We start from the raw sequence: 12,486 nt of genomic DNA on the forward strand, positions 1-12,486 counted from the left end.
GGTGCGGCCGCTCTCCGGCTCGCCGTCCAGGACGTCCACGGCGACGAAGACGTCCATGCTCCGGTCGGCCTCGGGACGGAGTGCGCGCGGCTATGCCTTCTCCGGCGCGTCGTCACCGAGCCTGTGGCCCTGGGCGCGGAGCCAGCGCCGGATTGCCTCCGTGTGCCGGACGGCGGTTGCGTGCAGGGCCGGACCGGTCCTCGCGGCGGCGGCCTCGCGGCCGATCCGGGCGGCGTCCTGCTCGGCGGCCTCGACGACGGCGCTGGCGACCCAGTCGTCGACGACCCCTCCGTTTCTCCACCGGGCGAGCCGGTCGCGCGCGGCCCGGTGGGCGGCCTGGGCTTCGGCCGCCTTCGTCTGTTGAGCGGCCCGCTCCCAGTACCGCGTGCGGTTGGTGAGGTACGCGTCGATGGCGCTCCGGGCCATGGCCTCGTCCCGTTCGGGGTCGTGCTGAGGGCTCGTCATGCGGAAAGAATAAGAGGGTGGCCGACGGGTCGGCCCGCTGTCCGGTCCGGATACCCCCTGGCGCTCAGCGGCCGTGCGCCGGCTCCTTCTCGTTCGCGGATGACCCGATAGAGGCTCAGGCCGGCGCCGTTCGGAGACACTCCTCGCACTCTGGGCCGGCGCCTGCCCAACCCGCCACCGCGACACACCGATCACCGCACCTGCCTGACCAAGCCCTACCAGGTGCACGTTCACATCCACGCGAGGTCAGGGTGACCGTCGTCCAGGGGAGGCGTGGACTCCGACGATCCGGACCCTGGTCCTCCACCAGGGCACGTTCACCGCAAGCTGGTGGCCGGTTCGCTGGACGGTCTGCTCCTGGACGTGACCGGCTGGAGCGAATGCCGAGCGCTGCCAACAGGTCCGGCTGCGCCGTCGTGCGGCCGCGCCAGCCGACCGGTAGCGAAGCGTTAGCGCCGTCGACGAGCCTAAGAGCACGCCGTACGGAACGGCGGACGACAAGGAGGCGCGATGTTCCGCAAGAGGAGTACCGGCGGTTCCGGGGTGACAGGCGTGCGTGCGATCGGTGGTGCCACCGTGCTGACGGTCGTCGGCGCGCTCGTGCTCGCCGTCGCCCCGGCGGCCGTGGCCGCCGACGGGCAGGACGCGGCTGCGGGGCCGGCCCTGATGCGGTCGGCGCGTAGCACCAGCGTGTCGCTCTACAACGGCACCACGGGCATGATCTACCGGAACTACAGCTCGCTGTCGCACGGCGTCTGGGACGACGCCACCCCTCCGGAGTCCATCGAGAAGGCCACCACGGCGTCCTGGGGTTCGCACTCCTCCGGCTTCATGACGGGGACCGAGGGTGAGGCGCGCTACAAGCTGGCGACGGGTGAGGTGGTGATCCACTGGGACAACCCGTTCTCCGGCAGCAACAAGTACAGCTGCTCCGTCCCCGAGAGCTACACCTGTTCCTGGACCGGCGGCGGGGGTAACAACGCCTCGGTCGCCTTCACCCTGGGCGGCGGCCCGGCGAGCCTCGCCGCCGGCCCCGCCGAGCAGGCCCCCACGGCACTGGCCGCGGCCAGGAGCACCCATGTCATCCTTCAGAACCGTACGACGTCCACGATGGACCGCACGTCCTCCTCGCTGCAGCACGGCACCTGGAGCGAGAACATGCTGCCGCCGGACAAGGTGTACCCGTTCGCCAACGGAGCCTGGCAGTCGGAGTCCAACGGCTTCATGACCGGAACCGAGGGCAGGGCGGTCTACAACATGTTCGGCGTGGGGAACGTCGAGATCTGGTGGGACAACCCGTACTCCGGCAGCAACAAGTACAGCTGCGATGTTCCCGAGGGCTACACGTGCAGCCGTGACGGCGGCGGCGGCGACAACGCCTACGCCACCCTAACCGTGCAGAAGGGCTGATCCGATGGCGCGCACCCTCCGAATCCTCCCGGGCGTCAAGGCCCTGGCCGCGGCCGCCGTCGCCGCACTGACCCTGGTGCCGCTGGGGACGGCCGAGGCGGGCGCCTCTCCGGTGCCGGCCACCGCCCGTGCCCAGACCGCGGCCGCACTGGCGGCGATCACCGACGGCCAGCACTACGTCCTCGCTCCGCAACAGGCGCCCGACCAATGGCTGGGCGAGAACAACTGGGACAGCATCGTCGCCCAGCCCAGCAGGCTCTGGTACGGGAACCAGTACCACCACGCCCTGTGGACCGCCGGCGACGCCGGCAACGGCGCCGTCGAGCTCCAGAACTACGACTTCGGCGGCAGCCTCCAGGACAGCGGGGCCGTGGAGGCGAACTGGGGCCAGGGCGGCACCTGGGACTGGATCGCCGTCGGCGGCCCCGGCGGCACCGTCGCGCTGAGGAACCGCGTCACCAACCGCTTCCTCGCGCTGAACGCCCAGAACGTCGCCGTGATGGCGACGGGCGCCTTCTACTGGTACCTCGTCAACGCCCACGTGTAGCGACCCCTGCGCACCCCGCCGCACCGCCCCGTCACACCCCCGATCGCCCTGTGCGATCGGGGGCGTGCGTATGGATACCGTTTCATCCGGGTAGCTCCCCACCGCTCAGCAGACGAACAGTGGGGAGGGCGTCTTGCTCGAATTCCGGCTGCTCGGACCGGTGGAGCTGCACCGCGACGGGGCGGGTGTCCACCTCGGGCCGCCCAAGCGCCGTACCGTGCTGGCGATGCTGCTCCTCGCCGACCACGCCCTCGTCACCACCGACCGTCTCGCCGAGGCCCTCTGGCACGAGCAGCCGCCCAAACACGCGAAGACCACCATCCAGGGCCACATCTCCCACCTGCGCCGCCTGCTGCACCCGACCGGTGACGCCACGATAGTGACGGCCGGTGACGGCTACCTGCTCCGCACGCCCGCCGACCGGATCGACGCCCGCCGGTTCCAGGCCGCCGTCCTTGAAACGCGGCTCGGCCACAGCACACCCGCCTCCACCGTCCCCGCGCTGCGCCAGGCCCTCGCGCTCTGGCACGGCCCCGCCCTCGCCGGGCTCTGCACCACGCCCCTGATCGCCTCTCTCGCGGCCGAGTTGGAGGAGGCGCGGCTGAACGCCGTGGAGGTACTCGGCCAAGCCCTGACCACCGAACACCTCGCCGAGGAGGCCGTCTTCCTGCTGCGCGGACCGGCCAACCGGAACCCGCTGCGGGAATCACTGGTCGCACCGCTGCTCGACGCCCTGCTCGCCACCGACCGACAGGCCGAAGCCATCGAGCTGTACCACCGCACGGCCCGCCTGCTGGCCGACGAACTGGGCGTCAACCCCGGCCCCGCGATGGCCCGGGCCTACGCCCGAATACTCGCCGCACCCGATGCCGCACCGCACACCGCAGCTCCGGTCGAGAGCCCCGGCCCCGCCACCGACGTGCTGCGGCCGCTCCTGCTGCCCCGCAGCCCGGCCGGATTCACCGGCCGGGAACGCGAACTCGCCGTCCTGGACGACGCCGTCAAGCCGACCAGGGACGCCCCCCTCTGCCTGGTCACCGGACCGGCCGGCGTCGGCAAGAGCGCCCTCGTGGCCCACTGGGCGCAGCACGCCGCCACGGCCTTCCCCGACGGCGTCCTCTTCGCCCGGCTCGGCGGCTTCGCCGGCACCGTGCCCGCCGCCGACCCCGCTTCCGTCCTGCGGGACTTCCTCGTCGCCCTCGGCACGCGACCCGACGACGTCCCGCAGAACACCGCCACCGCCGAGAGCCTCTACCGCGCGCTGCTCCGGTACCGCCGCGTCCTGGTCCTCCTCGACGACGCCCTGAGCTACGACCAGGTGCGGCCGCTGCTGCCCGGCGCCACCGGCTGCGCCACCGTCGTCACCAGCCGCAACCGGCTGGAGAGCCTGGTCGCCGCCGACTGCGCACGCCCGTTGCTGCTGGACCGGCTGGGACCGCGGCAGGGCGCCGCGCTGCTCACCGGCGTGCTCGGGTCGGACCGGGTGGACGCCGAGCCTGGGGCCGTCGGCTGTCTGGTCCGGCTGTGCGACGGCCTGCCGCTGGCGCTGCGGCTGACCGGGGCCCGGCTCGCGATGCGGCCGGAGCGGTCGCTGCGCGAGGCGGCCGAGGAACTGTACGACGAGCGGCAGCGGATCGCGCTCCTCGCCGTCGACGACGTCGACCTCGCCTCGGTCCTGCGGGCCAGCGTGGCACATCTACCGCCCGCCGCGGCCGACCTGCTGGGCCTGCTGGCACACCACTTCGGCCCCGACACCGACCTCGGCGCGGTGGCCGCGCTGACGGCTGCCACCCCGGCCGACGCGAGGGCGGCGCTGGAACGGCTCCTCGCCGCCAACCTGCTGGAGGAGCGGGCGCACGGCCGGTACGCCCTGCACGACCTCGTCCGGCTGTTCGCCCGCACGCTCGGCCCCGTTCCCGGCCCCGAGCGCGTCCTGCCGCTCCTCGACCACTACCTGTGCGGTGCCCTGGCCGCGTCCGCCGTGGCCGTCGCGGGCAGCCAGCCCTGCTGCCGACTCCCCGAGAACGCCCACCCGCCGGCGGTGACGCCCGTCTTCACGGACCGCGCCGAGGCGATGGCCTGGTACGCGCGGGAGCGGCAGAGCCTCGTCGCGGCGGTGGCGACGGCCACCTCCGCGGGCCATCACCACCGGGCCTGGCGCCTCGCCGTCCTGCTGTGGCCCCTCGTCGTACAGCAGCCGGAAGCGGAGTGGGAGGCCCCGCTGGGCCACGCCCTCGCCTCCGCGGCCGAACTCGCCGACGCCGACGCCGAGTCGAGGGTCAGGACTCTGCTCGGCTGGGTCCTCGGGGAGAAGGGCAGGCTCGAGGAGGCGGCCCGTCACCTCGAACTCGCCCCGGACCTCGCCCGGCGGGCGGGCGACAGTGAGGGCGAGGCCATCGCGACCGCCAACCTGGCGCAGGTCCACGAGCGACTCGGCCGGGTCGCGAGGGCCGGCCAGGGCTACGAGCGGGCCGCACTGCTCGCCCGCGACGCCGGCAGCCCGCAGACGGAGATGCTCACGACCTACTACCTGGCCCGGCATCACCTGCTGAACGGCCGGCCCTCGCAGGCGCTCGCGCTCGCCCGGCACGGGCTCGGCCTCGCTCCGGAGGAGCAGGTCCCCGCCCGCCGCGCGATGCTCACCGATCTCTGCGGGCAGGCCCTGGTGGCACTGAGCCGCCACGGCGAGGCATGGGAGCACTTCCACCGCGCCGGGCGGCTCGCCGAGCAGGACGGATTCGCCGCCGACGCGGCCGAGTACTACGCCCGCGCCGCCGAGACGAGAACCCCCGGACGTGCCTGACCCCTGTGAAGTCGCGCTTCGAGGACGCGAACCGGGCGGCCGGGTGCTCAGCGGCCGCCGGAGCTGGTGGCCGGTGGCCGGCCGGGGTGGTGGTCACGGCGCTGTTCGCGCTGGCGTTCTGACACGGACGTCCGGGCGGTCGGTGACCGGACGCGGCGAGGGGGTGTCGGTCAGTTGGATGACGGTCGCGCGGGGCTTTTTGCGGCCGTTCGAGGCGGTCCCGTCGAGCAGGGCGAGGCCGAGCGGTGTGATCCGGTGCGTCACCGCACCGCCCTCGCGCACCTTTGTGGTCAGGCCCGCGTCGGCGAGGATGCTGGCGTGCTGGCTAGCTGTGGCCTGGCCGATGGCGAGGCGGGTCGCCAGCGCCTTGGTGGAGCAGGGGCCGTGGGCGGCGATCGCGCCGAGGGCGGCGGCGCGGGTACGGCCGAGGAGGGCGATCAGGGACGGGGTCGTCCCGGTGTCGTCGTCGGCGAGCAGCGGCGTGGCGACCTCTGCCGGGAAGATGAGCGCGGGCCGGCCGTCCGGTGTGTCGTGGCCCGCGAAGCAGACGGCCCCGAAGCCCAGTACGGCGGGTTGCAGCAGCAGACCGCGGCCGCCCAGACGGTGCTCGCACACGCCGTCACCGCATTGGGGGACGGTCAGCACGGGCGGTTCCCAGCGGACCCCGGGGACGAGCGAGGCCAGGACGCCGCCGATGCCGTAGGCCCGGCGGACCTCGTCACGCCGCCGCAGGTCGGCCTGCACCAGGGAGGCGATCTGCCCCCAGTACGGGGTGATCGCTGCGGCCTGGTACTCCGCCGTCAACTCGCCCAACAGGATCCGGGAACGGCGATCGCGCCCGGCGAGGCCGCGGGCGAGCGGCCCGAGCCTTCGGGCCCGGCCCAGGTCGTGCAGGTAACCGGTCGCGCGGGCGTCCAGCGACTGGGCGGTCTCGGCCGCGGTGTCCCGCCGATCCGGCAGCACGGCCAGGAACTCCGGCAGCGCGTGCGGACCGAACAGGTCGAGGAGCATGACGGTGCGCGTGTCGCGACGCGCGCGGATGCCGTGGCGCCAGCCGTCGAGCCAGGCGGAGTGCCGGCCGGTCATCAGGGCCCACAGGCTGAAAGAGAGTTCCGACGACATGTCGGCCCCGGTGGCCACTCTGGTCCGTGCCAGGTCCGCTTCGGTGAAAAAGATCCGCAACACGCCTCCGATCCTCGCCCGTGGCCGCGGCCGGCTCAAGGGATTCGGCGGAAACCGAATCCCTTTCCCACCCGGCGTCGCGCGGCGATCGTCGAAGGCGTCGGACCGGCCCGCGCACCGATTCCCCTCATCGGGTTTCGGGTGGCGGGACGCCGCGTCATCGAGCACCCAGGGGCAGGAAGCCCCGGCGCCACCGCGATCCGTCGCGATGTCCGCTGCCCGTCCTGCCCGATTGGAGCGGGCCCGGCTGGCCGCCCGACCCAGCGTCGGAAGGCGGTCAAGGGCACGCGGGGCGACCCGCATCTGGTTCACTGGATTCGCCGCAAGCACCCCCACCTGACCTGGAAGCAGATCCGGCACCGCTTCTACGGAGCGGACCGCGTCGCCGAGGGCGGGACCGTTCTCTACAACCCGGACGCGTCTATCGTGGAATGAGACACCAGCGGCGGCGTTGAGGCGATACGCACATGACGGAATCTGAGATCGACTACAGAGCGGTGTTCCAGGCCCTTCCCGGGGCGATGGCGCTGCTGACCCCGCAACTGGTCTACGCAGACGTCAACGAAGAGTTCCTGCGCACGTTGGGCCGCACCCGCGGGCAAGTCATCGGCCGCTACCTGCCCGACGATTTCGCCCACAGCCAGAACGACCCCGGTGCGGCCGTGGTGCGCAACATCCAAGCGTCGATGCACCAGGTGCTCGGAAGCGGTGAGCCCGACATCATCGAGTTGCAGCGCTACGACATTGAGGACCCCGACCGGCCCGGGGTGCGAGGCGAACGCTACTGGAGCATGATCAACATTCCCGTCTTCGACTCGGACGGGCGGGTGGTGCTGCTGATCCACCGGGTGGAGGAGGTCACCGAACTCATCCGCGCCCGCGAAGTCGCGCTGAGCTTGCAAGAGGCGATGCTGCCCGCTCCCCGCCCGGTCGGACGCCACCCGGCAGCCGTACGCTACCGGCCCGCCGTTGACACGCTGAACGTGTGCGGTGACTGGTACGACCTGGTCGACCTGCCCGGCGACCGCATCGCGGCCGCCGTCGGCGACGTTGTAGGGCACGGCTTGTCTGCAGCCCAGGTCATGGGGCAACTGCGCAGCGCGCTCAGCACTGCCTGCCGCGTTGCCGACGGCCCCGCCCAGACCCTGGAAGTCCTCGGCTTGTACGCCCGCTCCGTCGACGGCGCCGAGAACACCACAGTGGCCAACACGTTCATCGACTGGGACACCCACACCATCACCTACAGCAGCGCCGGCCATCTCCCGCCGGCCCTCCTGCAGGTCGACGGCACCGTCGAGTTCCTGGACCAGGCCACCGACCCCCCACTCGGCGCCAGCCCCGAACAAGTACCCCCGCCCCAGGCCGCAGTGCACTTCACCGACGGTGCCGTGCTCGTGCTGTACACCGACGGCCTGATCGAACGCCGCTGCGAAGACATCGACACCGGCCTCGCCCGGCTCGCTGACTCGCTGACTCGCCACCAGGTAACCGACCCCGAAACCCTCGCCGACGCCCTGCTCTCCGACTTGCTTCCGCCCGATGGCGTCACCGACGACACCGCCCTGGTCATCGTGCGCCTGTGATCCCGGCGGATCTCCTCGTCGGAGGGAGCGGCCTCGTGTCGGGGCGGGACCTGTCACCCTCGGTCCCGCCTGTGTGCCTCAGAGTGTGGAAACCCAGCCGGTGACACCGGAGAGCAGGCAGCCGCCGGCCGCCAGCAGGCCGTGCTGCCCCACCGGGCGAACCGCACCACCCTGCTGTTCTCGGCAGCAAGCCGGCCCGGATCCTGCCCCCCGGCCGGCGTGATGCGGAAGGACGACGTCCTCGACCAGGAGTTCAGCGATGCCCTTGGGGCCATACGGCGAGTGGCTCATTGGGTCTGCTCGTGTCCGGTGAGCATGTTGACCAGGCTGTGGGGTGTGTTGTCGCCGAAGAGGAGCTCGTGGAGGTGGGCGCCTTCGGTGGCGGCCGCGGCGCTGCGGGGGAACAGGGCCTGCTCGTATTCGGTGAGAGCGGCCTCGCAGTCATCGGGGTGCGCGGCGATGGCTTTGCCGAGTTCGGCGCCGTCGCACATGGCCAGGTTGGCGCCTTCGCCGTTCGGGGCAGAGAGGTGGGCGGCGTCGCCGAGCAGGGTCACCCCCTGCACGCGATCCCACTGGTGCCCGATCGGCAGGGTGTTGAGGGGGCGCAGGACCGGCGCGGTGTCACTGTCGGTGATCAGTGCGGTGAGCTCCGGTGCCCAGTCGTCGAACTCGCGTGCGATCCGCGCGACTGCCGCGGCGGAATCGGTGAAATCGATACCGCGAGCCATTCCTGCGGCTTGGAGAATGCCATGTAGGTGTGGAGGGTCCCGCTGCTCTCCCGGTGAGCCTGGATCCCCTTGTCCGGCGCGAGCGCGAAGAGCGACCCGCCACCGACCGCTTTCGCGCTGGCAGGGTGCCGGGTGTCGCCGTCGAACAGGTGGGTCTCGATGAACGACCTGCCGACGTACTCGGGTGCCGCATCGGAAAGCAGCGGCCGGACGCGTGACCACGCGCCGTCCGCGCCGACCAGCAGGCTCGTGGTGAGGGTGGTGCCGTCGGCGAAGGCCACCTCGTGGCGCCCCTCTCCGAGGGCACGGACGCCGCTGACCTTGTGCCCCCACCGGACGGCGCCGACCGGGAGCGAGTCGAGCAGGATCCGTCGCAGTTCCCCGCGCTGCACCTCGGGGGACGACGGCGGGCCCTACTACCGCGGCGACCACGACGACCCCGATGCCTATGGCGAGGACGGATACGACGCCGATCATGCCGATCGCGCCGGCCCGGAACCCGACCCTCATGGCACCTTTGCGGCCCTGGTACGGGTGCGTCAGTCGAGGGTCAGGCCGAGGACGGCTTCGGGGAGAGCGAGGCAGGCCACGCCCCACCGGCGCGTCCGCAGTGGCTGGAGTGGGCCAGATCGGGTGGTCATCAGACAGTATTGAACGCGTTCAAATGGTGAGATAATGTCAGCAGCAGTTCAGACCTGCCATCAGTGGTGGGAGGTCGGCCATTCAAGGGGGGTGGACGATGGAGGGGATGCGGCAGCGTCCAGCGCTGACGGACTGCAAAGCGGCACCAAGACGGGCGCTTCCCTGGTCTGCCACATGGAGTTCTGTGAGTGCCCCCTTCTTGTGGGTGGCGGGGCTGGTTGGTTCACGCGGCTCTGTACGGAGCGGCGCTGACGGCCCCCGGGGAGCCTTTCCGCGGCTCTGCACCTTCGCTCCTGACGGCAGGTGAGTTCGGCCGCAACCCGGTGGTCCGCGCGATGGTGCGGCCACCCGCGGAGGTTGATCGTTGCCAGTGGCAGGGGCCGTACGAAGAGCGTTTCGTGCCCTGGTTCGATCATTTCGTCGAGGATGTTTTGCAGGGGGGACCATGCCGCACCACAGTGATCGCTGCCGTCTGACAGGGCTTCTTCTGCTGGCGTGGTGCGCCGGGTTCCTGTCCGCGCTGGGCATCGGCATCGTCCGGGGCGCCGTATCGACCACTATCGTCAGCGGGGGAGGGATCGCCGGCCTGGTGTTTCTGATCGCCGTGGGCCTCGGATGCGTGCTTGAGGTGCTCGCCTTCGCCTCCATGCGGGCGGTGGTGCGGCGTAGTCGCGGCGCGCGCGACGGAAGCGGCCGGGCCGCCGTGGCGGTGCTCGCGGCGGGCGGGATCGGCATGGCGGTACTGAGCCTGATCCTGGTCTCGGGGCCCTTCCTGCCGCCCTTCGGCCCGGTCTCGACCGTGCTGCTGTGCCTGCCCTACCCGCTCGCGTTCGCCTTGCTGGAGGTCCGCGACCTGGGCGTCGCCCTCGGCGCCGGCGCTGCGGCGCTCCTGCTCGCCGGGTGCGTGATACCGGTGCACGCCATGCAGGAACACCTCGCTGCCCGCGCCTGGTTGAACCTGCACCCCGGGCAGGACCGCGCCCTCCTCCAGGCGGTCGACTGGCCCGGTGGCGAGCAGGACCCCTTCACCACCGGCTCCTACGGCGTGCGCACCACCGTCTTCTTCCCCGACACCAACATCGACGGCAACGACGACGGCGTGGTCACCGTCGCCCCCGCCACCAACAACCCCTGCGGACCAGCGGCGGCCATCGCGACCGACGACAACACACCCGAGAACGACAGGGGGCGCATCGGTACCGTCGTCACCCTGCCCGTCACCCGCTGCACACCTGACGGAAAGGACGCCTGGACCCTGCACGGCAGCGGCTTCACCGGCTACGCCCTGCGCCGAGACGGTGTCCTGGTCACGGTGTGCGCCGATTCCGAGCGCGCCCGCGACGACCTGCCTGCCGTCGCCCGCGCCCTCCACCCACTCGACGACCACCAGCTGTGGACCCATCTCTCCCTGGGCTGGGCCCCAACCTGGCTGGCCATGTGATCAGCCTTCGACGGCTGCAGCGAGCTGGCCGGCAACGCCGCGAAGACCGGCTGCCGACGGCACGTGACGGTCATGGTCGAGCGCGTCACCGACCGGTGCGTGCGGATCAGCGCGTCCGCGACGGCTCCCGCATCCGCATCCTGCCCTGCCTGATCGACGCGGGCCCTGAAGCCGAGTCGGGCCGCGGCCTGGCCGTGGTCCACGAGCTCACCCGGCGGGCACTGGAGCGCCAGCTTGGAGACGTTCGGCAAGACCGACCACGCGGATCTGCGCACCCGCTCTCCCGGCCCGGCGCAGCCCCCAGCGCCGGGGCGCGCCCTCTACTCCTCTGGGCGTCAGAGGGGCCATCAGCTTCAGCTGAAGACTCGTCAGGTCGATCACTGTCTTCCGCTCACCTCGGTTCGCCGCCGGACCGCTCCACGCGGAGCATGGAGAAGATCACCTGATCGTGCCATTGCCCGCCGCGCCACTGCGCGGAGCGCAGTACGCCCTCCCTCACGAAGCCCGCCTTCTCCAACGCACGCCGCTCGCCGCCGACGCCGGGATCGCCACGGACGACCGCGGCCTCATCCAGGTCGACGCCACGCTGTGGTCGGTGTCCCACCCGGACATCCACGCCATCGGCGACGCCGCCGCCGTCACCAGCGCCGCGCAGCCGCCTGCCACCGCTGCTGGAACGAGATCACCGCGGCAGCGACCACATGACCAACCTCAAAGATCACGAACTACAGCTGCCGTGTCAGTCCGTCCTGAGGGCGTTTCAGAAAAATCTCATCCAGAGGCAACCGGGCGAGCCGTTCCGGTGTCTTCACCCCTGAGAACGCACAGCCCGGGCAGAGGTCGCCTGTCGGCTGTCATGACGATCCGGGGGGATCATGCGCTCGCGCTTTGTGTTGACGGTTTCTTTATCCGCGCTGCTGGCCGGGCTCGGCCTGACGGCCTGCAGTTCCAGTTCCACGGCGAGCCCGCCGAAGGCCGGTGGGGTCGCGCCGGTGTCGGCCGTACCGGTCGCGGGTCAGTCCGCAGCTCCGGCCTCCGCCTCGGTTGCCGCCGGGATCACGGCGTCGACGGGCTCCGGCAGCTCGCAGACCGCCAAGTGCGGCACGCGGAACCTGAGGTGGACACTCACCCGCCTCACCGACGCGGGCGCCAGCGAGAAGGACCCGGCGAACGCCGAACTCGTCGCTGTCAACTCCGGCTCCCACAGCTGCTCCTTGGCCGGTTACCCGAAGCTCGAGTTCCACATGGGTAAGGGGCCGGAGGCCGTCGGGGTCGGGAAGGGTAGCCCTGCTCCGGTGATGCTGGGTGCGGGCAAGAAGGCGGTGATCGCCCTGCACTACTCCGAGTTGAACGGCAAGGGGCCGGACAGTGACAACTGCGGCCCCATGGTCACTGCCGGTAGCGCGGATGTGGCCGCGCCGGGTGACAGCACCGGAGTCCGGGTGCCGGTGGTGGATCAGAGCGGCAAGCCGGCGGAGGTCACCATCTGCGGTGACGAGGTCCGGATGAGCCCGCCCGTCGCCCGGTAGGAACCGTCCGGGGGCCACTCGGCCGGCGTCGGCAGCGGCGCTGGCCGAGTGGCCGCCGTTCACATTCCTGGTGAGCGACGAGCCGTCCCCCTGGGGGTTCGGCTCGCTGGGCAGGGCATGAACAAGCGCAGCTCTGGGCGGATCGCGGCTACACCG

At 71.7% G+C, this 12,486-nt stretch carries 9 protein-coding genes and 1 pseudogene; 6 read left to right on the plus strand and 4 right to left on the minus strand.

The genetic code is table 11. The annotated features are described in order from the left end of the window. Positions 1-90: 90 nt before the first annotated feature. Positions 91-465 (minus strand): hypothetical protein, encoded by a 375-nt coding sequence (locus ABD369_RS24965; protein ID WP_344638776.1) that lies wholly within the window; start codon positions 463-465, stop codon positions 91-93. A 510-nt stretch (positions 466-975) separates the two neighbouring features. Here ABD369_RS24965 and ABD369_RS24970 point away from each other — a divergent pair. The 3 genes from ABD369_RS24970 (at position 976) to ABD369_RS24980 (ending at position 5,225) form a co-directional block, all read left to right on the plus strand. Continuing rightward, positions 976-1,875, plus strand: a complete 900-nt coding sequence (locus ABD369_RS24970; RefSeq protein WP_344638777.1) for a Crystal protein ET79 — start codon at positions 976-978, stop codon at positions 1,873-1,875. A 4-nt stretch (positions 1,876-1,879) separates the two neighbouring features. Beyond that, complete coding sequence (locus tag ABD369_RS24975) at positions 1,880-2,422, plus strand: hypothetical protein (protein WP_344638778.1); 543 nt, start codon at positions 1,880-1,882, stop codon at positions 2,420-2,422. Between the two features lie 133 nt (positions 2,423-2,555). Continuing rightward, a complete protein-coding gene (locus ABD369_RS24980; RefSeq protein ID WP_344638779.1) occupies positions 2,556-5,225 on the plus strand; it encodes an AfsR/SARP family transcriptional regulator in 2,670 nt (889 codons plus the stop codon). 93 nt (positions 5,226-5,318) lie between these two features. Here ABD369_RS24980 and ABD369_RS24985 read toward each other — a convergent pair whose 3' ends face one another. Continuing rightward, the gene (locus ABD369_RS24985; RefSeq protein WP_344638780.1) at positions 5,319-6,410 is read right to left on the minus strand and encodes an ArsR/SmtB family transcription factor; all 1,092 of its coding nucleotides are present in this window, start codon (positions 6,408-6,410) and stop codon (positions 5,319-5,321) included. A 464-nt stretch (positions 6,411-6,874) separates the two neighbouring features. Here ABD369_RS24985 and ABD369_RS24990 point away from each other — a divergent pair, with 464 nt between their 5' ends. Further along, positions 6,875-7,990, plus strand: a complete 1,116-nt coding sequence (locus ABD369_RS24990) for a PP2C family protein-serine/threonine phosphatase (protein WP_344638781.1) — start codon at positions 6,875-6,877, stop codon at positions 7,988-7,990. Between the two features lie 287 nt (positions 7,991-8,277). Here the strand turns inward: ABD369_RS24990 and ABD369_RS24995 are convergent. Then, positions 8,278-9,131: pseudogene (locus tag ABD369_RS24995) on the minus strand (FAD-dependent oxidoreductase); the annotation flags it as partial. Between the two features lie 674 nt (positions 9,132-9,805). On the opposite strand from ABD369_RS24995, the gene ABD369_RS25000 reads away from it, so the two are divergent. Continuing rightward, complete coding sequence (locus tag ABD369_RS25000) at positions 9,806-10,801, plus strand: hypothetical protein (RefSeq protein WP_344638782.1); 996 nt, start codon at positions 9,806-9,808, stop codon at positions 10,799-10,801. A 391-nt stretch (positions 10,802-11,192) separates the two neighbouring features. Here the strand turns inward: ABD369_RS25000 and ABD369_RS41225 are convergent, their stop codons facing one another. Next, a complete protein-coding gene (locus ABD369_RS41225) occupies positions 11,193-11,405 on the minus strand; it encodes a GNAT family N-acetyltransferase (RefSeq protein WP_425557759.1) in 213 nt (70 codons plus the stop codon). A gap of 271 nt (positions 11,406-11,676) precedes the next feature. On the opposite strand from ABD369_RS41225, the gene ABD369_RS25010 reads away from it, so the two are divergent. Further along, entirely contained in the window at positions 11,677-12,330 is a 654-nt protein-coding gene (locus ABD369_RS25010) for a DUF4232 domain-containing protein (protein WP_344638783.1), read from the plus strand. Positions 12,331-12,486 lie beyond the last annotated feature (156 nt).

The sequence above is a fragment of the Kitasatospora cystarginea genome (assembly GCF_039533515.1).
In the GTDB taxonomy this organism is placed as follows: domain Bacteria; phylum Actinomycetota; class Actinomycetes; order Streptomycetales; family Streptomycetaceae; genus Kitasatospora; species Kitasatospora cystarginea.

Excerpts from the sequence above, each read along its gene's own strand:
- ABD369_RS24965 (WP_344638776.1), bottom strand. The coding sequence starts at position 465 with ATGACGAGCCCTCAGCACGACCCCGAACGGGACGAGGCCATGGCCCGG.
- ABD369_RS24970 (WP_344638777.1), top strand. The coding sequence starts at position 976 with ATGTTCCGCAAGAGGAGTACCGGCGGTTCCGGGGTGACAGGCGTGCGT.
- ABD369_RS24975 (WP_344638778.1), top strand. The coding sequence starts at position 1,880 with ATGGCGCGCACCCTCCGAATCCTCCCGGGCGTCAAGGCCCTGGCCGCG.
- ABD369_RS24990 (WP_344638781.1), top strand. The coding sequence starts at position 6,875 with ATGACGGAATCTGAGATCGACTACAGAGCGGTGTTCCAGGCCCTTCCC.
- ABD369_RS25000 (WP_344638782.1), top strand. The coding sequence starts at position 9,806 with ATGCCGCACCACAGTGATCGCTGCCGTCTGACAGGGCTTCTTCTGCTG.
- ABD369_RS25010 (WP_344638783.1), top strand. The coding sequence starts at position 11,677 with ATGCGCTCGCGCTTTGTGTTGACGGTTTCTTTATCCGCGCTGCTGGCC.